General features: G+C 65.2%; 21 protein-coding genes. 8 read left to right on the top strand and 13 right to left on the bottom strand.

All coding sequences use genetic code 11. The features are described from left to right. Positions 1–86 precede the first annotated feature (86 nt). Positions 87–5,819, bottom strand: coding sequence for a MobF family relaxase (gene mobF / locus CH296_RS27335; RefSeq protein ID WP_179277845.1), 5,733 nt, complete (start codon positions 5,817–5,819; stop codon positions 87–89). 175 nt (positions 5,820–5,994) lie between these two features. Here mobF and CH296_RS27330 point away from each other — a divergent pair, with 175 nt between their 5' ends. Beyond that, the gene (locus CH296_RS27330; protein ID WP_143546444.1) at positions 5,995–6,282 is read left to right on the top strand and encodes a hypothetical protein; all 288 of its coding nucleotides are present in this window, start codon (positions 5,995–5,997) and stop codon (positions 6,280–6,282) included. Next, complete coding sequence (locus tag CH296_RS27325; RefSeq protein WP_143546443.1) at positions 6,282–6,932, top strand: M48 family metalloprotease; 651 nt, start codon at positions 6,282–6,284, stop codon at positions 6,930–6,932. Before CH296_RS27330 ends, CH296_RS27325 begins: the two co-directional genes overlap by 1 nt. A 73-nt stretch (positions 6,933–7,005) precedes the next feature. Here CH296_RS27325 and CH296_RS27320 read toward each other — a convergent pair whose 3' ends face one another. Then, positions 7,006–8,280, bottom strand: coding sequence for a hypothetical protein (locus CH296_RS27320; RefSeq protein ID WP_094686146.1), 1,275 nt, complete (start codon positions 8,278–8,280; stop codon positions 7,006–7,008). Positions 8,281–8,552: 272 nt separating this feature from the next. On the opposite strand from CH296_RS27320, the gene CH296_RS27315 reads away from it, so the two are divergent. Beyond that, positions 8,553–9,089: a hypothetical protein gene (locus CH296_RS27315; protein ID WP_094686145.1), complete on the top strand. Its 537-nt coding sequence runs from the start codon at positions 8,553–8,555 to the stop codon at positions 9,087–9,089. A gap of 128 nt (positions 9,090–9,217) precedes the next feature. Next, on the top strand, positions 9,218–9,724 hold the full coding sequence (locus CH296_RS27310) for a hypothetical protein (protein ID WP_256980599.1): 507 nt from the start codon (positions 9,218–9,220) through the stop codon (positions 9,722–9,724). Between the two features lie 20 nt (positions 9,725–9,744). On the opposite strand, the gene CH296_RS28685 is transcribed toward CH296_RS27310, so the two are convergent. Then, positions 9,745–10,122, bottom strand: coding sequence for a hypothetical protein (locus CH296_RS28685; protein WP_143546442.1), 378 nt, complete (start codon positions 10,120–10,122; stop codon positions 9,745–9,747). Between the two features lie 27 nt (positions 10,123–10,149). On the opposite strand from CH296_RS28685, the gene CH296_RS27300 reads away from it, so the two are divergent. The 3 genes from CH296_RS27300 to CH296_RS27290 all read left to right on the top strand — a co-directional run bounded on the left by CH296_RS27300 (position 10,150) and on the right by CH296_RS27290 (position 11,981). After that, a complete protein-coding gene (locus CH296_RS27300) occupies positions 10,150–11,088 on the top strand; it encodes a hypothetical protein (protein ID WP_094686142.1) in 939 nt (312 codons plus the stop codon). Positions 11,089–11,172: 84 nt separating this feature from the next. Further along, positions 11,173–11,649 carry a hypothetical protein gene (locus CH296_RS27295; protein WP_256980598.1) on the top strand — a complete coding sequence of 159 codons (477 nt, stop codon included), beginning with the start codon at positions 11,173–11,175 and terminating at the stop codon, positions 11,647–11,649. Then, positions 11,646–11,981 (top strand): hypothetical protein, encoded by a 336-nt coding sequence (locus tag CH296_RS27290; protein WP_094686141.1) that lies wholly within the window; start codon positions 11,646–11,648, stop codon positions 11,979–11,981. The genes CH296_RS27295 and CH296_RS27290 overlap by 4 nt, the downstream gene beginning before the upstream one ends. Before the next feature lie 131 nt (positions 11,982–12,112). Here CH296_RS27290 and CH296_RS27285 read toward each other — a convergent pair whose 3' ends face one another. The 4 genes from CH296_RS27285 to dnaE form a co-directional block, all read right to left on the bottom strand. Next, complete coding sequence (locus tag CH296_RS27285; protein WP_094686140.1) at positions 12,113–12,712, bottom strand: DnaB-like helicase N-terminal domain-containing protein; 600 nt, start codon at positions 12,710–12,712, stop codon at positions 12,113–12,115. A gap of 31 nt (positions 12,713–12,743) precedes the next feature. Next, a complete protein-coding gene (gene nrdH / locus CH296_RS27280; protein WP_094686139.1) occupies positions 12,744–12,977 on the bottom strand; it encodes a glutaredoxin-like protein NrdH in 234 nt (77 codons plus the stop codon). 232 nt (positions 12,978–13,209) lie between these two features. After that, positions 13,210–13,350 (bottom strand): hypothetical protein, encoded by a 141-nt coding sequence (locus CH296_RS29150; protein ID WP_179277844.1) that lies wholly within the window; start codon positions 13,348–13,350, stop codon positions 13,210–13,212. A gap of 356 nt (positions 13,351–13,706) precedes the next feature. Next, positions 13,707–17,270: a DNA polymerase III subunit alpha gene (gene dnaE, locus CH296_RS27275; protein WP_094686206.1), complete on the bottom strand. Its 3,564-nt coding sequence runs from the start codon at positions 17,268–17,270 to the stop codon at positions 13,707–13,709. A gap of 134 nt (positions 17,271–17,404) precedes the next feature. On the opposite strand from dnaE, the gene CH296_RS27270 reads away from it, so the two are divergent. Continuing rightward, the gene (locus CH296_RS27270; protein ID WP_094686138.1) at positions 17,405–18,364 is read left to right on the top strand and encodes a LysR family transcriptional regulator; all 960 of its coding nucleotides are present in this window, start codon (positions 17,405–17,407) and stop codon (positions 18,362–18,364) included. 155 nt (positions 18,365–18,519) lie between these two features. Here the strand turns inward: CH296_RS27270 and CH296_RS27265 are convergent, their stop codons facing one another. From CH296_RS27265 to CH296_RS27245, 6 genes are all read right to left on the bottom strand, one after another. Further along, on the bottom strand, positions 18,520–18,702 hold the full coding sequence (locus CH296_RS27265; RefSeq protein WP_094686137.1) for a hypothetical protein: 183 nt from the start codon (positions 18,700–18,702) through the stop codon (positions 18,520–18,522). After that, positions 18,699–19,538, bottom strand: a complete 840-nt coding sequence (locus tag CH296_RS27260) for a hypothetical protein (protein WP_094686136.1) — start codon at positions 19,536–19,538, stop codon at positions 18,699–18,701. Before CH296_RS27260 ends, CH296_RS27265 begins: the two co-directional genes overlap by 4 nt. Positions 19,539–19,623: 85 nt before the next feature. Further along, positions 19,624–19,788: a hypothetical protein gene (locus CH296_RS29145; RefSeq protein WP_179277843.1), complete on the bottom strand. Its 165-nt coding sequence runs from the start codon at positions 19,786–19,788 to the stop codon at positions 19,624–19,626. A 122-nt stretch (positions 19,789–19,910) separates the two neighbouring features. Then, positions 19,911–20,123, bottom strand: coding sequence for a hypothetical protein (locus CH296_RS27255; RefSeq protein ID WP_094686135.1), 213 nt, complete (start codon positions 20,121–20,123; stop codon positions 19,911–19,913). Positions 20,124–20,360: 237 nt separating this feature from the next. Beyond that, entirely contained in the window at positions 20,361–21,290 is a 930-nt protein-coding gene (locus CH296_RS27250; RefSeq protein ID WP_094686134.1) for a hypothetical protein, read from the bottom strand. A gap of 128 nt (positions 21,291–21,418) precedes the next feature. Next, on the bottom strand, positions 21,419–21,679 hold the full coding sequence (locus CH296_RS27245) for a hypothetical protein (protein WP_094686133.1): 261 nt from the start codon (positions 21,677–21,679) through the stop codon (positions 21,419–21,421). Between the last annotated feature and the right edge of the window lie 481 nt (positions 21,680–22,160).

Here is a 22,160-nt window from a genome sequence, read left to right as displayed (position 1 = left end):
AAAAATCTACCCATGCGGCACACCGGATCGGTGCGGCCGTTCGGCTGGTCGGGCTCGTCCATCGTGGTCCGTCCTTCATTCGGTGCTCACAGTTCATGGCCACGGTCCTTTCGTGGGCCGCTCTCGGGTTCTCGGTGCGGGCCCTTGCTTCCCTTCGCCTGCTGTTTGCGTAGTCGCTCGCGTACCGCGTCCTCGGCGGTGCGTTCGTCCTGCGTGAGGGCGGCGCGGCGTTCGAGTTCCGCGCGGTAGCGAGCCAGCGTCGCGGCTCCGCTCTCGCTGGGATTGAGCCGTTGACTGAGGGTGGTCTGTTTGATCTTGGCCTTGAGCTCGGGTGTTGCGGTCTTCATGGCCTTGGTTCCTTCTGAGATGCGCTGGTCGATCGCGTGCGGGTCGAGGTCGTGCTGCGTGGCCTCGGTGCGGGCGCTGTCGGGCTGGGGCGTCTCGTCGACGGCAGAGCTGGTGGTGCGGGCAGCGGTGGGTTCTTCCCGGGTCGGTTCCGGTTGCCGGCGTTCGGAGGTCTGGACCTCGGGCACCGCACGATCAGCGGTGATCGGCTCGGCGGCGATGGGTTCGAGGTCGGCGTGCGGTGAGCGGGTGTGCTCGGCGTCGAGGGCGAGCCGCGGCGTGGTGTGTTCGATGTCCGGTCTGGGCAGGGTCGAGACTCGGCCGCGTGCATCCGGCTCGGGTGAGCGTGCGGGCGGCAGTGGGGTGTGTTCGGCGACGGTAGGGGCATCGTGGTGGGCCTCGTGCATTTCCGCGCGCATGATCTCGCCTTCGAGTGCGCGGACGGTGGCGCGGGCGTCGTCGACGGACATCTGGTCGATGCTGGCTGCCGTGTCGCGGATGACGTCGGCGTCGGCTGTGGTGACGATGTTGGCGGGTCCCCCGGCGGCGGTCTCGAGGTCGGTCTGGGCCCGCTTCCAGAGCTGGTGTGCGTCACGTTCGGTGGCGTGAGCGTGCTCGCGCAGGATCTCGACCAGGGCGAGGTCGGCCTGGGCGTGGAGTGCGTCGTCGTCGCGGCCGTCCTTGGTCGCGGCTGCTGCAGCTCGCGCCAGGTCTCGGCATCGAGCGTCGGTGGTTTCGAGTTCGTGGGTCGTGTCGAGCCACCGGGCGTGCGCGTCCTGTGCGGCGAAGTACAGCGGGCGCAGGGCGTCGGCGCGGCTGCGGATCTCGATGATCATGGGGATCGCGGCGGTCATCGCCGGGCCTCGTTCGTCGAGGTACGCGCGCCACAGATCGTTGCTGCGGTTGCGTGCGTCGGCGAGCTCGGCGTGCAGCGCGGCTACCCGTGCGGCGGGTGCGATGTCTTCGTGTTCGGGGCGGACCATGCGCAGGGAGTCCATCGACTCCGCGAGCATGTCCCAGTCGGCTCCGGTGTCGTACTCGAAGTCCGGTGGGGGCAGGTCGGACTCCGGGTCGGGAGGTAGGTCCGCGTCGCTCAGCTCGGGGTAGTAGTCGTCGAAGCCGACGTCGAACACCGGGCCGGTCCCGGTGACGGTTGCAGTGGTGGTCTCGGGGGCGTGGCTCTGTGCGGCGGCGGGGGTCGACTCGTACGGGTCGGTCTTTCCGGCGACCGTTGCTGCCGCCTCGTCCTCAGCAGGGTCGACCAGTGCATGTTCGACGGCAGGAAAGTCGTGGTGGGTGAACTCGTGGTGGCTCAGCGCGGTGATCCGCCACGCCAACGCTTGGGTGAGCTCGTCGGGGCGTAGTTCGTCGTCGACCTCGCGGGCCTGGGTGAGCAACTCGTCGGTGAAGGCCAGGATCTGCTGCGGCTCCCAGTCGATGGGCGCGTTGTCGACCGCGGCGACGAGGGAGGGCCATGCGTGATCGCTGCGGATCGTGCGAGCCGTTTCCTCGCCGAACACGACGTCGAGCGCCGGCGTCCAGTGCGGTGCGAGGTGCTTGGACGGTGTCGTGGAGTCCAGAGCTGCCGGGCTCAGGGTGCGCGAGAGCCGCCACCACAGGGCTGCGGCGGGCATCTCGTCGGGAAGTGGGCGGTCCCCGGTGACCGAGCGCAGCAGAGCGGGGACGTCGAGACCGGCGCGGCGGGCGGTGGTCAGCCGGAGTGCGAGCACCGGCCAGAACGGGTCGGTGAGGATCCGCGGCTCGATCTTCTGGGCGAGCGCTCTCCAGGCGTTGGTGGCGGCATCGGGTGAGCCGATGACCGCTGCTGCCCTCTTGTCGAGCCTGTTCTGCTGCCGCTTGTGTGCGGCCGCGAACTGCGCGGGACCGGTGGGCCGGAGGTCGATGTCATCGATCGTGCGGGCAGCGCGCCACACGGCGAGATCCGCGAGCAGGTCGGGGTGTTCGAGGAAGGGGCGGGCCCAGACCGGCGCGGTCTCGCTGGTCCAGTCGCGGGCGCGTTCGTCGACCGCTGTCGAGAGCGAGTCGACCAGGTGGGCGCGTGCGGTGAGGTAGTTGCTCCACGTCGGGTCTGTGCGCAGGGCTGGGGGGATGGCGGGCAGCCACGGTAGGGGTCCGCTGCCGGCGGAGTGCTCCCCGCTCGGGTCGAGCCTCCAGTCCAGCACGGCGGCGACGTCGACGGCGGTGTCGAGTTCGCGGTGGCGGGCGGCGCGGGTGAGGGCGGCGATCGGGTCGGTTCCCCCGACGGCGCGGATGGCCAGGTGCTTGCGCAGCACGGGCCATGCTGCGGCGTCGGTGACGCCGGGGACGATCTTGCCCGCTTCGGTGTCTATCCGCTCCATCTCGTCGTTGCCGAGGACCTGTTCTGCTGCGGTGCCGACGGCATCGTCGTAGGCCGCTGCGGCGATCGGGAGTCGTTCGGCGGGGTCTGCGAGTCGGCGGGCGGCGGTGGTGGCCGATTCCTGCGCGCCGTCTCGGCCGAGGATGCGGGTGAACAGGTCCACCGCCGTTTGAGGCGTGACGGCTTCGGGGGTGATGACCGAGTGTTCGTCGCCGTCGAGGGCGGACCCGAAGTACAGGTGGTTCTCGTGGCGGCCACGGGTGGCGGCGACGTAGGCGAGCTGTCGGGTCTCGTGTCCGCTCAGGACGGTGTGGCAGGTGTCGGCGGTGATGCCCTGTGCGCCGTGGATGGTGCGGGCGTATCCGAGGGTGACCTTGTCGCTGACGTAGTCGGCGGGCAGGGTCACCACGCGGCTGTCTCCGATGCGGCGGACTTTCAGGCTGCCGTCGGCGTTCGTCTCCTCGACGGTCCACCGGTTGCCGTTGCGGACGAAGTCGGTGGCACCGACGACGAGTCGTCGATCGTTGCGGCGGGTGGTGATGACATCCCCGACCGAGGCGTGCAGTCCGTCGGCCAAGGTGACCTCGCGGCCGATGATGGTCTTGCGCGTCGCTGCGAGGCGGTCGATGCGGGCACGTTCGTTGAGGGTGCGGACCGTGTCACGGGTGGGGGCGAGCATGACCGCGTCGAGGCCGTTGTCGATGTCGCGTTGCCACGCCGAGTAGGCCTGGTCTTCGGCGGCGACGAGATCTCCGACGTGGACTCGGTTGTTGTCGATGTAGAAGCCGATCGCTTCGGCGTTTCCGGCTCGCAGGTCCAGGGAGGCGAGGCCTTCGGCGTTGTCCTTGAATCGGACGACGTCGGTGAGGGTGATCGCCCCAGTGGTGGTGGCGATGTCGCGGAGAACTCCGCCGGCGGCGACGGAGGCGAGCTGTTGATCGTCTCCGACCAGACGGACGCTGCCGCCCCGGTCGAGAACGAACTGCACGGCCAGGTCGAGGTCGGCGGTCGAGGCCATGCCGGCTTCGTCGATGACGACGAGGGAACGGTGGTCGATGCTGTCGAACCAGTCGGGGACTGTCACGACCTCGCCGGATGCGGCGTCGTCGAGCTCGCGCAGGGTGTGGACGAGTTTGCCGAGGGTGTCGGTCGTCGCGTCGAGGTCTTCTTCGAGGGCGGAGGCTGCGGCGGCGGTCGGTGCCAGACCGAGAACGTGACCCCCTTCCGCTTCCCAGCTGCTCCGCAATACGGCCATGGCGGTGGTCTTGCCGGTGCCGGCGGGTGCGAGAGCGAGCTGGAGGCGTTGCCCGGAGGTGGCGAGCTCGCGGACCATCTGCGCTTGCGAGACGTTGAGGTCGAATTTGTTGGCGGCGTGTTCGAGCAGGGCGAGGTCGACGGTGAGCGGGTCGACGCTGCGTCCCCCACCGAGGTGCGCGGCCTGTACGAGGCGGTCTTCGGCGGCGAGGATGGACTCGCAGGTGTAGAGGCGGGTGCCTTCGGTGGTGTAGACGCTCGCCCCGTTGCTGCGGCGCAATACCCCCGGCTCGTCCAGGTCGTCGTCCGGTCCTAACGCGACCGCTCGCTGCGGATCCAGAGCAGCATCGGTGATGGCGGTGATGGCGTATTCCATCTGCTCGCTCGGGACCGAGCACGCGCGCACGATGCGGGCCGCTTCGGCGCGCACATGCCATTCCTGCCAGCGGGCGCGGCTCTGCCCGACCACCGACAGGGCGTGGTCGGCGCTCTCGGCGATCCACTGTGCGTCCACGGTGACGGGTTCGCGTACGGGCCCGTGGTCGTGGGTGGTGCGTCGGATCATTTCCGAGAGTGCGCGTTCGTTTCCGAGGACTTCGATTGCTTCGGCCCGCCAGGCGGTGCGTTGTTCTGCCAGCGAGCGTGGTTCGTGTTTGGCTTCGCGGGTTTCGAGGTTGGCGCGTTGGTTGAGTTTGCGGGCTTCGGCGGGTGTGGGTTCGCGGCCGAGTTCGCGTTGGAACTCGGCGGCGAGCTCTCCGCGGCGCAGGTCGATCATCCCGGCGCGGGACGACCAGCGGGCGGCCAGATCGGCGTCGACGCCGACGATTTCGCGGATCGGGCGTTTGCCGGGGTCGGTGCCGGCGCGTTCGGCGAAGTCGACGCCGAGGCGTTCGCGCAGGTATCCCTCGAGGCGGGTGTTGTAGGTCTCGGAGATCGCGACCATCGCTTTGTGCAGTGGCCGGCCGTCGATGGCGAGCCACTTGTTCTGCCCTTTGACTTTCACCTTGTTCGAGATCGCGACGTGGGTGTGCAGATCGGGCTCGCCCGCGCGGGAGTCGCGATGGGTGAAGGCGGCGGCGAGCATTCCTTCGGTGTCGACCTGCTGCACACCGTCGGTGCCGAGCCGAGTCAGTAGGGCGTTGTTCTCGAACCAGTCGAGCGCGTCTTTGACCGCGTCGTGGTGGGCGGCTTCGATCGTTTCGGACATCTCTCGCGGGGCCAGCGCCCAGAGGGCACTGACCGATTTCACCGGGCTGAAGGTGACGTCGTATCCGGCGACGGCGGTGGTCTTGGCGCGGGAGTTCTTGGCGACCCAGCCGCTGAGTTCTCGGTCGTCGAGCGGTGCGCGGCCGAGTTCGGTCTCGAACATCTCGCGGGCGATTCGGGTGCGGATCTGCGCACGGACGTCGTCGTCGACCGGCGCGTGGGAGGGCAGACCGAGGGCGGCGTTGTGTTCGGTGAACGCTTCGCCGACCGCCTTGCGGAACTCGGTGACGCCGGAGTGAATCCGAAAGGGGTTGCCCAGCTTGCTCTCTCGCAGCGCGAGCGCGGCGGCGTCTTTCTTGCTGGCACCGTCGGCGACCAGGGCGGTGGCGTGCCTGCCTTCGATGGCGGTGGCGTCGGGGTGTTTGCCTTCGCCGAACAGCGCGAGCATGTGCGCTTCGGTGACCTCGTCGCCTGCGCCGATGGTGCGCAGCGTGGGCAGCCCCGAGCCCATCCAGAGGCCGGGTGACTCGCCTTTCGAGGAGTAGTAGTCCGCGAGGGTGTCGCGTCCACGTGCGGTGGCGTCGTGCGCAGCGACCTGCCGGATCAGGTACATGTACCCGTCCCCGGCGGTCAGCTTGTGCATCGTCGCGGTCACGAAACACATCATAGCTGCTGTTATCTTTTCGTTATCCTTAATGCAAGAGGTCTGTAGGGCTTGATCTTGGGTTTGTGAGGTGGAATGGTGTGGCGACAGGCACGGAGCTGCAGGCGAGGGCCTGTGGGGCCGTGGCGAGGTCTGACTGGCGTCTGGGTTGGAGGTGGGTGTTGCGATGAGTAGGTCGGGTGATCGGATCTCTACGCGGACTCAGCTCCGCGCGGCAGCGGCAGCGAAGGTGGCCGATGCGGCGAGCTCGGCTCGACCGGCGGTGGCATCGTTTCTGGCTGCGCAAGCTCAAGTCGTCGCAGCGGAGCAGGCGATGGTGGCGGCGTTGATCGAGTTGCAGTCGTATGTCGGCGGTCTCGACGTGGCGGCGGAGATGGTGGGGCTCGATGACGAGTCCGCCCGTGCCTTGGTCTCGCGCGTGGCCGCCAGCGGCGTGGGGAGTGAGGGCGGGTGATGGCCGCGCGTCGACCGGTGCCGCAGTCGACGACGACCGACGAGCATCGCCGGGCGTGGGTGGCCCGTATCGGTGAAATCGCCGCGTTACTCGGGCAGTCCACTCCCCCGTCCGTCGAGTTCCTGCCCGGGCCGTTGGGTATGGGTGCGCGCTATCACCATGGGACCGACACGTTGGGTGTGACGGACGGGTGGATCAGCGCAGAGCCGGATCCTTGGTCGTTGCCGTCGTCGGCGTTGCTGGCGCACGAACTGGGTCACCGTGAGGAGTTGACCAACATTCGTCGCGCTCGCCGGCTCTACTATCTCGCGTACTTCGCTCTGGTGGCACTTCTGCTCGGTGGCTGCGTCGCCGCGTTCGTGTCGTGGACGCGTGAGTCGGACGGCGGGTTGGATGCGTCGGTATGGTTCCCGCTGTTCGTCTCGGCCGTGGGAGTTGCCGTCGTGGTGTCGATGATGGTGACGAGTTGGCCGCGTGAGTACTACGCCGACGGTGTGGCGGCGCGCCTGTTCGGCAGTAGGGGCGTTGTGGCGTGCTTGGCCGTGTACGCCGCGAACGGTTCCCGTTCGACCGTGTGGCCGTCACACACGCACCCCTCACACCGCATGCGGATCGCACGGCAACGCCGCCGCGAAGCCCAGAGACGTTAGGTGGCCGGCGGACCCGAATTGACCCGTTCCCGCTTCGCTTCCGAGAGCATCCGGTCGGGTGAGTTTGTCTCGGTCAGGTCCGATCGAGTGCAGCTTGAGCCACCGCACGAACGTTATCCCTGACGGACTCGGCCTCGACCGGGATCTGGATGGGCTCTCCGCTGTAGGACTCACCGTAGGTTTGCGCGGTCACGGTCCACTCGGCGGATAAAGAAGACGCGGTGTGGTCGACCGCGCGCAGGACCAGCAGTTCGTCATCGCTGGTCCATGTCTCGTCGGGGCGCAGGTGTTGCAGATCGATTGTGATGACGATCGTCTCGTCGTCGACGTTCTCCCATGCAAGGGGAGCGCCCGCGAATTGCAATCTTGTGCTGTAGTCCATTGCTGGGGGCGGAATGTATGGGTCGAACAGAGGCGTGCTCGGTGGCGTGACGGGGGGAATGAACTCGTCGAAGTCGAAGGCGTCGCGCTCTTCCCAGTCGAGACCTTGCGCACCCTTGATCGTGATCTTGACTTGGACGTCGTTGAGGAAGACGCGTTCGATGTTTCGTAGCCGCAGTCGCGTGCCTGGCCACGCAATGGCTGCCAGGTACTGCTCACTGTCGTCCCAGCCTTCTTGCACGTCCTGCGACCACTCGTCCAGAAGGGTGTCGAGGTCTGTTCTCGTTCGCGGCTGCGGGTCGGACTCGACTCCCAACAAGCTTGAGAGGTTCGGGAGGTTCAGGGGTCGGACACCGAACGGTGATTCCTTTCGTGCCGCCTCGGCTGCCTCGTCGAATTCCCGTCTTTGCTGATCACTGATCGCGGCGATCAACGTAGAGCTCGCAGCGTCACCGTCGGAAAAGTAGCGGGCAGAACCGTCGATGGACAGTGCTACGTCGATGGGAGGTGGGCCGGCTTCGATGTCGAGGTACTGCTTGCGGATCTGAGCCATGTTGGGCCGATCAATGACACCCATGGTTCGCTCGAGATGGTAGATCTCGATCTCGGTTCCGTCTCCCAGATCTTCTAGATCCTTTCGTTCAGCCAACAGTATTTCCTGGTTGGTAACGAAGACAAAGCCATGCGGGGCGTGATTCTTGGCAGCGGCCAAATCGTCGGTGAACTTCTTCTTGATGGTCGCGGCGAACTTCTGCTGACCTCGGGGAAAGTAGACACCCATGATCCAGCTCTTTCCGTCCTTGGTGGCGACGGCGTCTTTGCCGCTGTCCTTGCCGCCGAGCGGGTGTGAGGGGTCGATGTTCTCGTACCCCTCCGCGTGGAGGACGTGCGCCGCGAGGCGTTCCGATGGGGTCTGTCCTTGCGTCCACTCTCGGAGGCGGAACCACGTCTCGTCCTTGCGCGTCATCTACGGGGCCTTCCGATCTCGAACAACGGGGCACCCGCGAGCGTAGCTATCTGCCGGCGCGCACCTCGGCATATCGATGCGGCGTTCTGTCGTTCTCGATCGGGGAGGAATGCCTGGCGTTCGACCCGTGTGCGTACGGCAGCGACCGGGTAGACTCGGCGGCGCTGAGGATGCCGTTGCGGGTCGATCCTTCAAGCGCAGATTCGTGTACCCACCGAACTCGTCGCGCTGTTGGTGCCGGCGGTTCGGGCGACTTGAAAGGCCCGCAACTCATGAGTGTCACCCCAGTCAATACAGAAGCCATCTACGCCGCCGCGGAGGCCGCTGTTCGTGGACGTGTCGCCTTGGCAGAAGCCATCGTGACCGCACAGCAAGCAGTCGGAACTGCCGAGGAGAACGCCGCCAAGCAACGAGCCGAAGCCGACGCCGCGATCAAAGCGGCCGAGGCCACCAAACGCGCAGCAGCGAAATCGGTCGACGCCAGCAAGAAGGCCGTTCACGCCGCGATGCGAGAAGCATTGGTGGGCGGGTGGACTGCAGCTGAACTGCGCGATATCGGGCTCGCAGTGCCGACGTCGGTCATCTCCTCCGCTGTCGGCAGTAAGTCGACGGAGTCACGCAAACGCAGTGCGAGCACCACACCGAAGCGCCCGCGGATCAGCCTGAACGCGAGCGAGGACGCCGCGTCGAGCAGCGCCGGTGAGCGAAGCTCAACCGAGACGACTGCTCCCTCGGATCATCAGCCGCAGAACGAACACGGGCGCATCGACAACGCTCCCGACGTACAGTCACTGGCGCACACCGGATAGCGCGGGAGACGGGTCGATGAGATCCTCGACAGTGGGCCGTGTTCGCGGCGAGAAGCCGTTGGCGCACAGCGGCCGTCGTGTTCACGACAGGCCGACCGGCCGGGAAGCGTTAGGTGGGTTGGGAGTCGGTGCCGAAACCGTTGGTAGTGGGCGACGCCGACGAGCGAGCTCGGTTTCGCAGCTACGTCGTGCATGGGCCGCGTCGGTCGTCGTGTGCGATCTGGATCGGGGCTATTGCCGACGACGGGTACGGCAGATTCTGGGTCTCCCGCGGTGGACGACCGCGGGTGGTTCGCCCGCATCGCTACGCGTTGGCGATCGCGCTCGGTGGGTCGATCGACGAGTCGGTGAACGCGTTGCATATGTGCGACAACCCGATCTGCGTACGAGTGACGCTGGACGAGGCGCAGCAACAGCCACTGCACGTGGTCGACGGGAACCAGTCGCAGAATCTGCGCGACATGGCAGCGAAAGGTCGCGGCGGTGGACGTCGCCAACCCGGGCTTTGGTACGGGCCGGATCGAGCCGCACGTGCTGCTCGCTCGCGACGGCTTCGTGCGGCGGTACGCCATGGTTGGGACGACGCAGCGGTACAGGCAGCCCTATTGGAGAGCGCTACGCCGACCTTGTTCTGAGACCACGGCTGGACGCAAGGTCATAGGGAGCTGCTGAAGGCACTGGCTACGACCGCCACGGCCATCGCGAACAGGACGCCGACCACCACGCTCACGAGCCGGAAACCCATGCCGAACACCATTCCGGTCGCGCGCATCGGTGCAAATCGCCAGCCGCCGTCGTCGGTGACGCCGGCGCGCAACACCGCAACGACGAAAACGATGCCGACCACTATCGCCATCACCACGATCATCACCTCGCTTCTCGTTCTGGGGGTCGCCCTGTGTGGCGGCCAGTAGACACCACGGCACCGACAGGTTTCGAGGCACGCGGCTACAGCCGGCGCGTCGACGCCCTCTGAACCGACGCCCTTTCGCTCTTCCTCCGCGCGTGTCATCTCTCTCTGGGAGATCCTCACGCGCACGACGAAAAAGGATCAACCGTCATGACTTCTGCACGAAATCGTCCCACCCATTCCGAGCGCATCACGGTCGAGGTCGCATCCCTCGATCAGCACAACGATCCGGGGCACGTGTTCGCCCGCGCCGAATTCCTTTCCCGGACAGCGGCTGCGACCTTCGCTGTCGGTCAGGCCGCGATGCTGTCCGCCGGCCGGGAGGTCGACCGTATCGCGGCCACTGTCAGTGTCCGGGCGGGCGACGGAGCGCACACCGAGCTGCCCTTCATCGGCACGCCCAACGAACTTGCGGTGGTGCTCAGTAGCGAGCCGGGGTACGCATCGGGGGTACGCAGGGCACAGGTGCCGGCCCCGCCTGCGGTGGCCGAGGTGATCTCTCGATTCGCGGACTCGGCTCCGTCGCGCATCGACGCCGCCCCGACCGAGCCAGACGTGAGTGAGGTGCGGGTTCAATCGACCCGTCCCGAGCCGATTCCCGATTCCCGGACCGTGGTCGGGGTGTACTCGACCGCGGACGCGGCGCGCATTGCCTCCGCGATCGCCGAACGGGTCGGCGGTTCGGTCACTGCGGATCCCGAGAGCCGGAGATTGACCGTCAGCCATGCGGCACCGATCACCGTGCACGAGAGTGAGGCAGTCGAACGACGTCATCGCATTGGATCGCTTCGGGCGAACATCGCAACTCTGGACGCAGTGCGGGACCGCGACCACGTCGCCGCGCTCAATGGTGAATTGGACGATCTGCGGAAGCACACACAGTCGTTCGAGCCACGTCCGGACGGCGTGCCGATGGACGACCCGGCGGCGCACGCTCAGTTACGCGGGCAACTGACCGGTGAGAACGCGACAACATCAATGCCCCCCTCGTTGCGAACGGTGCTCAACCGACAACCGAATCACCCCCGCGAGGCAACCCCACCGGTGCCATCACCTCAAGCGCGCACCACACAGGATCTCGGACGTTGACCGATCGAAGCCTCGTCCGGGCCAACGTCGTCTCCATCCCCTACGCCAGCTCTGTGACCTGCTTCCCCACCGTGAGGACCAATCATGGGCACCGTTGATCCTCGCTCGATCACTCCGCCGGCCGCACACGGCGACGTGATCGAGGCCGGCTGGTCTATCGGACTGGCCGGACACCGCACGGCCGAGGAGATTCCCGAGATTGTCGAGCGGCTTCGGGTGTGCGGTATCACGGCGGAGATTCTCGACGAGGTTCTCACCGATCCGAACCGACTGTTGCATTCCCCTGATCGCGATGGTGAGCAGTGGGCGCAGCAATACGGCGGACCTGCCGGTGCCGCGCTGCTCGTCTCCGAGCTACTCGCCTACCTCGCGCACCAGCACCGTGTCGCTGCCCGGATCCGCGTGGATCTGGTCACGGGCATGGTGGCAACCGGCTCCGTGTCCACCGTCGCGCATCGTCTCGGAATCCCCGATCACGACGTGACCCGACTACCCCTCGCGCACCCTGACGTGCAGCCCAGTGACATCGACGCGCCCTCGACCGAAGGACTCCGACCATGAGCACACCCGAGTACGCCACCGCTGTTCTCACCGAAGTCGACACACTGGAGTTGGCGGCCCTCGCCGAGCTCCGATCGCCGGAAGCGGTTGCCGCGTTCGAGATGCTGCACAGCAGCATTCGGCCGGAGACCGCTGCGCGGTTCGTCGAGCTATTGGCGATCATCAACGAACTTTCCGGGCCGGACTTCGCCGTTGCCGCATCGTTGGATCTGCTCGCGGCGGTCGACAATTCGACCGACCTCGCGTTGGTCGTCGGGGCCGCGCCTACGCTCGACGATCCGATCACCGCGCTCGCTCTCGCGCAGCTCCTGCGGACCATCCACCAGGACTGACAACGGCTCCTCCCGACGTGGTGAAACCCCCGGCCAGCGCGCGTGGTCGGGGGTTTCTTCGTCTGGCTACCGCATCTTTGTGGCCTATGGGATTTCGAGGTCGTCGTTGCGTCCACTGGAACCCGGGCGGTTCAGGATGTAGGTGGTTGCCGAAAACTGTTGAGCCGGTTGAAGGCTGCGCGCTGTCGGATGCCGAGTTCGACCATGTAGTCGAACAGGTCGGCTTCGGGTGCTTCTTCGGCGGCCTGGGTCAGTCGTTGGCCGGCGATGTGGAAGCTGCGGCGGTAGGACTGGGACAGGACGTTGTCGGCGTAGTGCACGGCCGCGACGGAGTGCGCGCCGGCGGTGACGATGCCCATGAGGCGTTTGCGTAGCGGTGCGTCTTTGGCTCCGTCTGCTCCGGATCGGATGAGTGCGCCGGTGACGGAGGCGAAGTCGTGGGGTTGGCCGGCGGTGATGAGGTCGACGATGTGGCTGTACATGCGTGCGTGCGCGGGGTCCTCGAAGTCCGTCGCGGTGAGCGTGGCGGTGATCCGCTCGACGTCCGCGCCGTCCGTGGACTGGTTGCGGACATCCATCAGTGCGCACAGGAGCATTGCTTCGGGGTCTGTGGCCGGGTCGTAGCCATGCTCGACGGTGAGCGTCTCAAGATCTTCGACGGGCGCGAGGTCTGCGCGGGCCTGCGCTTCGACGTCATCGCCGGGTGTGGGAACTGCGCGTAGCGGTGTCATCGCGGACCCTCCTGTTCGTCTCGGGTGGGTCTCAGGCTGCAGCGAGCTGGTCGAGGGCGTCAATCCGGAACCCAGACCAGTGCTCCCCGCCGTCGACGACCACCACGGGGGCTTGGAGGTAGCCGAGTTCGCAGGTGACGAAGTGGCGGGCGGTGTCGTCTTGCGTGATGTCGATGGTCCGGTAGTCGAGGCCGTGTTTATCGAGTCGTCGTTTCGTTGCGTCGCATTGTCCGCAATTCGGTTTCGTGTAGACGGTGATGGACATAGTTCTCTCCTTGTGGGAATTGTTCTGTTGGCTACTATCCTAGGGCATTTACGGTGGCTTTGCCAGACTAATTCGACTCGAAATTCTCTCTATTTCTATTGTCTTACTTACCTATTCGCACATCAACCGAACCTTCTGAACTGGGTTTTATCGGATCTCGGGAATTGCTGTTGACGTACGACTTTCGGGGCTTATTTCGCCCCGTTCCTTCGGGTCGATCTGCGTATGGTTTTCAGTGGCGTAGTTCGCGGCGTGCGGTGCGGCGGTCGCGGCGTGCGCTGGCGCGTTTGACGGTGCGCCGGACTTTGCGATGGCCGCGTCGGTGGACGATTATGTCGATTTCGTCGGCGGTGGTGGGGTGTTGTGCGCGCATGGTGACCTCTTCCTCGGAAACGTGGCCGGACCTTCTGCCCTGCCGAATTTCTTTCGCCGTGGTGGCTGGGGAGAGAAACCAGCGCACGGGAACGACGGGGCAACCCCTCGTCTCGGACAGTTTTCGTGGGAGCGCAGCGAGTACGGGACGAAAAGTGTTCGGAGCCTTGGCCGTAGCGCAGCGGAGCGGGGGGTTGAGCCGGCGGGCACGGGTGATGGATGCTCGGAGAAGCCACCTACGTCGAAAGAAAATTTGATTCTTTTCGCTCTTTTGAGTGCGGAGCGCAGCGGAGTTCGATTCGGTGCAGCCCGTAGGGGAAGCGTGTCCGTTCAGGAATAAAATCGTCGTCCGGGGATCTACGCATTCGCTGCGCTGGCCGGGGAGGTTGTCAGACAGTTGGCTCCGAACAGGGCTTTGAGATCGCCGTATAGGGCTGGTGTCTTGTGTACTCGAAACTTCGGATCGGTTGCCCACCGTGTCGTCGTAGTGCCGGTCAGGGCGATGTGGACGTCGGTGTTCCCGGGATGGCGTTGCAGAGTTTCACGGAGGGCTTCGATGTTCGGTCGTGTACAGGAGTGCACCGCGAGGGTGAGGGTCATCGGGGAGAGTGATGGGTCGGCATTCCCCAGCTCAGGTGCGCAGATGTCGACTGCAACGACTGACGTTCTACCTTCGCGAATACTGACGTTTGCGGTAACAAGTAAGACGGAGTCCTCGGTGAGCGCATGCTGGGAGCCGGCGTAGGTCGTCGAGAACACCAGTATCTCGGTGGCAGCGTCGAGATCAGCAATCTCGACGATGGCCCACGACTCACCTTTCTTGTTCACGCGACGGTCGACAGCGGCGACGATGCCGCCGATCTTGATCTTCTGGCCGTGACGAACCTTTCCGGCATGCACAGCCGCGATGGAGGTGTCCGTCATCGATCTGAGCGAAGTGGCGATGCCGTCGAGCGGGTGGCCGGACACGTAGAGTCCCAACATCTCTCGTTCCAGTGCGAGCTTGTGCTTGGTGTCCCATTCCTCGTCCGGCACTCGGACGTTGAACACTGCGGAGATGGACTCGTCGGCGTCCTCGCCGCCGAACAGATCGAATTGACCTATTGCCTCGGCCTTCTTGGTGCCCATCACCGCGTCGATCGCGTCGGCGTGAATGAGCATCAGGCCCTTGCGTGGATGGTCGAGTGAGTCGAACGCACCGGCCTTGATGAGGGATTCGGTGACTTTCTTACTGCAGGCAGTGGCGTCGATCTTGCCGAGGTAGTCCGAGAAGTCGGCGTACTTGCTCTTATGCTCGCGTGCCCTGATGATCGACGCGACCACGTTGGTTCCTACGTTGCGGACCGCACCGAGGCCGAATCGGATGTCTTTGCCCACCGAGGCGAAGTCGACGCGAGAGGCGTTGACGTCGGGGGGCAGCACGACGATGCCTCTGGTGCGGCAGTCCGCTAGGTAGACGGCGATTTTGTCCTTGTCATCGCCGACCGAGGTGAGTAGGCCCGCCATGTACTCGGCTGGGTAGTTGGCTTTGAGGTAGGCGGTCCAGTACATGACCAGGCTGTATCCGGCGGCATGTGATTTGTTGTAGGCGTAGCCTGCGAACGGCAGAACGGCCTCCCACAGTGCGGTAACAGCATCGTCGCTGTATCCGTTGCTGCGCATGCCGTTTCGGAAGTTCTCGAACTCGGCGGCGAGAACTTCGGGCTTTTTCTTACCCATCGCTCGCCGGAGAAGGTCGGCCTGCCCGAGCGTGTAGCCGGCCACCTTCTGCGCGAGCTGCATGATCTGCTCCTGATAGACGATCAGGGCATATGTCTCTCCCAATATTTCGCGGAGTGGTTCCTCGAGTTCCCGATGGATCGGGGTTACTGCCTCGCGGCCGTTCTTGCGGTCCGCGTACGCCCAGTGTGCTCCGACCCCCATCGGACCTGGTCGATACAGGGCGTTCGATGCAATGAGGTCGTTGAATTCGGTCGGTGCCATGCGAAGTAGGAGCTCTCGCATACCAGCCGAATCCATCTGGAAGACACCGAGGTTGTCTCCTCTGGCGAGCATCTCGTAGGTAGCCGCGTCGTCCAGTGCAAGGGTGTCGAGGTCGAGGTCGATTCCGCGGTTGGCCTTGATGTTGTCGATCGCGTCGCCGATGACGGTGAGGTTGCGCAGGCCGAGGAAGTCCATCTTGAGCAGGCCGATGGCCTCGCACGACGGGTAGTCCCAGCCGGTGATGATCGCACCGTCCTGCGCGCGCTTCCACACCGGAATTGCGTCGGTGAGCGGCTCCGAGGACATGATGACCGCGCAGGCATGCACGCCGGCGTTACGGATCAGGCCTTCGAGGCCCTTGGCCGTCTTGTAGATCGTCGCTACGTCGGGGTTGGAGTCGATGAGCGCTCGAACCTCGGTGGCTTCCTTGTAGCGCTCGTGCGACGGATCGGTGATGCCGGCCACCGAGATGTCCTTGGCCATGATGGGCGGCGGCAGCGCCTTGGTGATCTGATCGGCGATGCCGAAGCCCGGCTGGCCGAACTGCACCCTCGCGGAGTCCTTGATGGCCGCCTTGGTCTTGATGGTGCCGAAGGTAATCACCTGAGCAACGCGGTCGCTGCCCCACTTCTCGGTGGCGTAGCGGACCATTTCGCCGCGGCGACGATCGTCGAAGTCGATATCGATATCGGGCATCGACACGCGCTCGGGGTTGAGGAATCGCTCGAACAGCAGACCGTGGGGCAGCGGATCGATGTTGGTGATGCCCATGGCGTAGGCCACCAGCGATCCGGCCGCGGATCCTCGGCCCGGGCCGACCCGGATACCGACGGAACGGGCGTAGTTGATGAGGTCACCGACGACGAGGAAGTAGGCCGGAAACCCCATTTCGAGGATGACGCTGATCTCGTACTTGGCGCGGTCGCGGTACTCCTGCGGCACACCGCTGGGGAAACGCCATTCGAGGCCTCTGTCGACCTCTTTCGTCAGCCAGCTGCCTTGGGTGTCGCCCTCGGGAACCGGGAAGATGGGCATCCGGTCGCGGGGTGCCCACACCTCGTCGTAGGGCTGGACTCGCTCGGCGATGAGGAGCGTGCTGTCGCAGGCGCCGGGCACCTGATCGTCCCAGAGCTCGCGCATCTCGGCGGCGGACTTGAGGTAGTAGCCGTCCCCGTCGAACTTGAATCGGGTGGGATCACTGAGCGTCTTACCGGTCTGAATACACAGCAACGCCTCGTGGTTCTCGGCAGCGTCCTTGGTGACGTAGTGGCAGTCGTTGGTCGCCAGCGGCGGGATCGACAGCTTCTTGCCGATGTCCAGCAGGCCCTCTCGGACGCGACGTTCGATGGACAGGCCGTGATCCATCAACTCGAGGAAGAAGTTGTCCGGCCCCCAGATTTCGCGCCACTTCGCGGCCGCCTCCAGTGCCTCACGATCCTGGCCGAGTCGCAGGCGAGTCTGTACCTCTCCGGACGGACAGCCGGTGGTGGCGATGATGCCTTCCGCGTGGTGAGCGATGATCTCCTCGTCCATGCGGGCCCACTTGCCGAGCTGACCCTCGATCGACGCAAGTGACGACAACTTGAACAGGTTCCGGACGCCGGTGGCGTTCTCCGCCACCATCGTCATGTGCGTGTACGCACCGCTACCGGAGACGTCGTCGGACTTCTGGCTACGATCGCCCCACAGCACGCGCTTCTTGTTGAACCGAGACTCCGGGGCGATGTAGGCCTCGATGCCGAGGATCGGCTTGATACCGGCCTTCTTGGCCTCGTTGTAGAACTCGCTTGCTCCGTACATGTTGCCGTGGTCGGTCATCCCGACCGCCGTCATCTCCAACCGCGCCGCCTCGGCGAACATGGCCCCGATCTTGGCGGCACCGTCGAGCATCGAATATTCGGTGTGGTTGTGCAAATGCACGAACGACGTTCGACCCATGGTCACCCCGATCAGTTGTAAACGCCTACTGGTTGTCGGGATCACCTCGTCCCCAGCAGCCATATGACCAGCTAGAGTCACACCGAGTCGAACAATCGACACGCGTAGTCGAACAACTGTTGGAAGTAGAGCAGGTGGCGAAGTTGGATCTGGATCTGTCCGCGCTACGCGCGATGGTCGCTATTGCCGATGAGGGTCAGTTCAGTCTGGCTGCGTCTCTGTTGGGCGTAAGTCAGCAGGCGGTGTCCAAGCGAATCGCCAAGCTCGAGGGCCAACTCGGCACTCGTTTGTTCGAGCGGCAGACCGGCAACGTCGCGCTGACCGTTCACGGTGCCCGCTTTCTGCCGCACGCGCGCACAGTCCTCACATCGGCCGACACTGCAATCGCAGCGGTGCGAGAACTGCAGGTACTCCGTGTCGCGGTGCATGGTGCCCAGATCGTCGACGGAAACCTGATGAGGTTCTACTTGGAGAGGCACCCGGACGCCCAGATCGAGCTCATCATGATGGGACCGTCGAAGACATCGCGAGACGCGGTGGTCGCCGGCCGAGTGGATGTTGCATTCGCCCGCCATAACTGGAGTGCTCATCGTTTGCCGACCTATGTCAATGCTGCGCCGGCCTACCTCGACGCTCTGCATCTGTTGGTCGGTAGCGGCCATCCACTCGCAGGGCGTGACCACATCGAGTTCGACGACCTCGTAGACCTCACCGCATGGGTGCCCGGAGCCGGATTCGACTCCGAAGTAGGCGACTTCTACCGCCAGCTGAGCGCCAGTTGCGGCGTCACAATCAACTCCGATCGGCACCCCGGCGGGATAGGTTTCACCAACATTCTCGACCGCATCGCGGACTCCCAGGCGTTGGTCACTTTCGGCGGCGAAGGAACCACAACGCCGTGGCACCCCAATATTCGTCGTGTACCCATAGTGAACCCCACGCCCGCCTACCCCATGGCACTGCTGTGGCGAGAGACAGCAAGCTCCCATCCTGCACTCAACTCGCTCACCGACTTCGTCGCCGACAGCTACCGCAGCAACGAAACCAGCTCAATATGGCTACCAGAACCAGATCGCGCATTGTTCCGAAAATGACGACCGCCGCACTTCGCACGTGCGCATTACCCTCACGGTGTTCAACCGAAAGCCGTTGCGTTACAACGCTATCGACAATGAACGACCGTATCGGTAAGCACCACGCCCGCGACCCGCAATCAGTCAAAGCGATCGCAACAACAACACTCCACTGGCTAGAGACCCTCGGCCCGGACTTTCAACGCAGTGGTGTCGCGGAATCGTCCGCCTCCGGATCGTCCGATGGCGAGCGCCACGTTCACTTTCACTGACCTCGGTGGGTCGACGATGCGTCGGGTGGGTGGCTCGAAGGTGGTGGGCCAGGCATCGAAGATGCCGGCCTCGTTGTCGGTGGTCATTGCGCGACCGCGACGGGGCGGTGGCCGGCGAGGTCGTCGGCGGGTGCGGGTGTCCAGCGCAGGCCTTGCTCGCCGAAGCTCGGGGCGGTGAGGGTGTGGCGGCCGGTGCGTTGTTGCGTTCCGCGTCCGTGGACTGTGGTCTCGAGGGTGATGGACCGGATTCGGCCTCTCCCCTGCTCGATGCCGCCGTAGCTGTGGACGGTCGATGCGATCGTGAGATCGATACCGGGCATTCGGCCGTCCGTGATGACCAGGATGCTGCCGTGCCTGCGGTTGCGTGCGAGCAAAGCTCTTGCGCGCGTGGGTGGTACGTCGCGGCCGTGCACGGTGGTCACGACAAGATCGAGGCCGTCGAGGCAGATCGAGGCGGCGTCGAGAGGGTCTGTCGATCCTGGATCCACAAGATGCACTTTTGCGAGATCGCCGCCGTGTTCGTGGACGGCGAGCAGGCTCAGGCGGGGTTGGCCGATGAGGGCGACGTGGTGGCCGGCTGCGGATGCTTCGGCGATCAGAGCGATGAGTATGGACCCGGCACCGGTGACGGTGATGGCGGTTCCGCGGGCCAGAGCCCCGCGTGGGAGCAGAGCGGCGAGTGGTGGGGGTACGGGAATGGTGCGGAGGGTTTTGCCGCGTACAGCGGCGGTGAGTGGTTCTGGATCGTCGTCGATGATGGGCGCGACCGATTCCGCCGGTCCGGCAGCTGTGATGGTGGGCAGGTCGGCGGGTGCGTGGTCGCGACGGCCACCGGGTACGGAGGCCATCCGGCGACGGAGGACGTCGAGCTGGGCGCTCTTGTCGAGTCCAGTGAGGTCGGCGACGGCGTCGACGGTGGCCATGGGATCGACCTTTCGCCGTGCCGGTAGGAACTACCGCCAGAGTATCGAACGGGTGTTCGACTGTCGAATGCGCTGGTGAGACAGTTCAGCGGGGTAGGCGGTGGCCGTCCAGGTCGGACGCAGTGAAGGTCCACGCGAGGTGCCGGTACAGATGCAGCGTTCGTTTGACCTGGTCGAGGGCTGTGACGACGGCCGGGTGGTCGGGGTCGTGGCCCTCGTCTAGGCTGGCGGCTCGTTCGTCGTGGTCCATACATGCTTGGACGCAGCTGGGCTCGAGTTGGTTCCGGCAACAGTCATTCGCGTGAATGACTGGACGAGCGCCGAACGAGGGACCGGTGGTGGCCCCGCCCGGTGTGGGCGGGGCCGTCCGGCCTAGAGCTTGAGGGGCTGGATCGGTTCGTCGGTGCGGTGTTTGCCGAGTAGGCATTCCCAGGTGCGGGTGTCGAGTTGCTCGGGTGCGACCCGCTGTCCGCACATCGTGGCGTGGTGCACGTCCGCGTGCAGTCCGCCTAGGTTGTGGGTGGCCATCGTTGCGCCGCGGTTGTGAGCGGCGGATGCGATGGCGGAGAGGCGATCTGGAAGCATGGCGAGATCCTTTCGAGGTTCGGATGAGACGCAGCGATCGGACGTGACGAGGGTGGCCTGTCAACCCCGAAGAGGGAGCTTGCGACCGTGGGTTGACTGGTCGGGGTCCCCGGCATGTCAGACTCGGCGTCCTCGTACGACCCCCTTGGTGACCCATATGGGGCGACGCCGGAGGCGGCGAGGTAATGCAGTGGACGTCCACTCCCCCCGCGTGACCGTCCCCGACACCCGGGTCTTTCAGTTGTGGCGGCGGTCTTCCTCAAGGCCACGGAGTCGGTCGAGTTCGGCGCGCTGCAGAGAGATTTCTTCGCGTAGGTCTGCGGCGATCGTCTTCTGTTCGTCGATGCGTTCGGTGTAGTCGCGGCGCAGCTCGACCTCGCGTTTGGTGGCGTCGGTGCGCTGCTGGGCGAGTGTTGCTGCGTTACTGCGGTTGTCGTCCTGGTGTGCGGAGCGTTCGGCGGCGAGATCGGCACGCAAGCTTTTCGCTTCGGCGCGCAGCTCGGCCAGCTCGGCCTCAAGGCGGCGAGCCTTCTCGTCGTACCGGTCGATCACCTCGCGGTGGCTGGTGTTGAGCGAAGCCACGATGGAGTCGTGGGTGTCCTCCAGGGCGCCAATTTCGGCGCGTTGGCGAGCATCGAGCTCGTCGAGAGTGCGCCGGTGTGCGGCCTTCTGCTCCTCAAGGTCGGTACGGGCCTGCGCTGCTGCCTGCTCCGCTGCTTCGGTCTGCTCCCATGCGTCGGCGGCATCGGAGCGGAGCTCGTCGTTCTCGACGTCGAGGGCGTCGGCGCGGACGGTCGCAGCATGCGCGGCCGCTTCGGCGGCCGCGGCGCGCTCTTCGGCGGCGGAGACGGTGCGTGCGGTTTCGGCGCGCATCAGCTCAAGACGCTGGTCGAGGGCTTTGGGGTCCGAGACGGTGCCGATCGCGGATTCGACCCGCTGGACCAGTGCGGTGATCTGTTCGGCCTGCGTGGCCAGGGCCGGCAGAACAGCGGCGAGGGAGGCGACGGCGAGTTCGGGGGTTGCGGTGTCGGCTTCGTCGACACCGGCAACTGCCGCGCCTTTGCCGGCCTTTTCTGCTGCTCGGGCTCGGTGTGCCCGCACCCGGTCGGACGCGCTGGCGTGGATGCGGGGTCGGCCTGGCTTGCGGGGCGGCTCGGCTGCGGTCATGACCGAACTCTACCATTTCATTTCATATCGTTACGTTTCATTTCATTACGTTGCGATAACGGAATAGGAGCAAAAAAAAGGGGGGGTCCCGGCCCCATGGTGGGACCGGGACCCCCGTGGGGGCTGGCTCAGTGGGTGCACCAGAAGGACCCGACCGGGATGGCTGCTCCCGGCTGCCCGGCGCACCACCGGCAGGTGGTGTCGTGCTCGATCCGTCCGAGCACTCCTTCGGCCTCCTCGATGAGGAGGGGCAGCTCTGCTGCGCTGGCGAGCGCGAGCGCTTCGGTGGCCCACCGGGCCGCGCGCGGATCTTCGGCGGGGAGCTGAGCGGCTTCGCCAATGAGGCCGGTGATGATCTGGTGATCGTTGAGCAGTTCGCAGTTCTTCATGTCAGGGACACCTTCCAAAGGTTCGGATGAGACGTCCCCGATCGACATGACGAGGGTGGCCTGTCAACCCCGAAGAGGGAGCTTGCGACCGTGGGTTGACTGGTCGGGGTCCCCGGCATGTCAGACTCGGGCGACTCGTACGACCAAAATGGTGACCCATATGGGGCGGCCCCGAAGGGGACGTGCGGACGCGTTCACGCGACCGAATACTGTTGCACTGCAAAGTCTGTGGCTGCTTCAATAGCTCACCAGCGGGCCCAGCTGTATTACTTTCTCGCAGCCTGTATGTCCGTTTCCGGGAAATCGAATGCCGCTCGATTTACCATGTCGATGAAGAATGCGGATATCGACGCTGGTTATCCTCGAGAAGACGAATGCGGTTGCGCATTGCGAATGTGTCGATGAAAGGTTTTCCGGCTGTGGCCAAACGAGTGACAACCCAATTGGTGGACGATATCGACGGGTCGGTCATCGACGACGA

The sequence above is a fragment of the Rhodococcus sp. 14-2496-1d genome, assembly GCF_002259365.1.
Classification (GTDB): domain Bacteria; phylum Actinomycetota; class Actinomycetes; order Mycobacteriales; family Mycobacteriaceae; genus Rhodococcoides.
This window is presented reverse-complemented; position numbering and strand designations above follow the sequence as displayed.

Excerpts from the sequence above, each read along its gene's own strand:
- CH296_RS27330 (WP_143546444.1), top strand. The coding sequence starts at position 5,995 with ATGAGTAGGTCGGGTGATCGGATCTCTACGCGGACTCAGCTCCGCGCG.
- CH296_RS27325 (WP_143546443.1), top strand. The coding sequence starts at position 6,282 with ATGGCCGCGCGTCGACCGGTGCCGCAGTCGACGACGACCGACGAGCAT.
- CH296_RS27320 (WP_094686146.1), bottom strand. The coding sequence starts at position 8,280 with ATGACGCGCAAGGACGAGACGTGGTTCCGCCTCCGAGAGTGGACGCAA.
- CH296_RS27315 (WP_094686145.1), top strand. The coding sequence starts at position 8,553 with ATGAGTGTCACCCCAGTCAATACAGAAGCCATCTACGCCGCCGCGGAG.
- CH296_RS27300 (WP_094686142.1), top strand. The coding sequence starts at position 10,150 with ATGACTTCTGCACGAAATCGTCCCACCCATTCCGAGCGCATCACGGTC.
- CH296_RS27295 (WP_256980598.1), top strand. The coding sequence starts at position 11,173 with ATGGGCACCGTTGATCCTCGCTCGATCACTCCGCCGGCCGCACACGGC.
- CH296_RS27290 (WP_094686141.1), top strand. The coding sequence starts at position 11,646 with ATGAGCACACCCGAGTACGCCACCGCTGTTCTCACCGAAGTCGACACA.
- CH296_RS27285 (WP_094686140.1), bottom strand. The coding sequence starts at position 12,712 with ATGACACCGCTACGCGCAGTTCCCACACCCGGCGATGACGTCGAAGCG.
- nrdH (WP_094686139.1), bottom strand. The coding sequence starts at position 12,977 with ATGTCCATCACCGTCTACACGAAACCGAATTGCGGACAATGCGACGCA.
- CH296_RS29150 (WP_179277844.1), bottom strand. The coding sequence starts at position 13,350 with ATGCGCGCACAACACCCCACCACCGCCGACGAAATCGACATAATCGTC.
- dnaE (WP_094686206.1), bottom strand. The coding sequence starts at position 17,270 with ATGGGTCGAACGTCGTTCGTGCATTTGCACAACCACACCGAATATTCG.
- CH296_RS27265 (WP_094686137.1), bottom strand. The coding sequence starts at position 18,702 with ATGACCACCGACAACGAGGCCGGCATCTTCGATGCCTGGCCCACCACC.
- CH296_RS27260 (WP_094686136.1), bottom strand. The coding sequence starts at position 19,538 with ATGGCCACCGTCGACGCCGTCGCCGACCTCACTGGACTCGACAAGAGC.
- CH296_RS29145 (WP_179277843.1), bottom strand. The coding sequence starts at position 19,788 with ATGGACCACGACGAACGAGCCGCCAGCCTAGACGAGGGCCACGACCCC.
- CH296_RS27255 (WP_094686135.1), bottom strand. The coding sequence starts at position 20,123 with ATGCTTCCAGATCGCCTCTCCGCCATCGCATCCGCCGCTCACAACCGC.
- CH296_RS27250 (WP_094686134.1), bottom strand. The coding sequence starts at position 21,290 with ATGACCGCAGCCGAGCCGCCCCGCAAGCCAGGCCGACCCCGCATCCAC.
- CH296_RS27245 (WP_094686133.1), bottom strand. The coding sequence starts at position 21,679 with ATGAAGAACTGCGAACTGCTCAACGATCACCAGATCATCACCGGCCTC.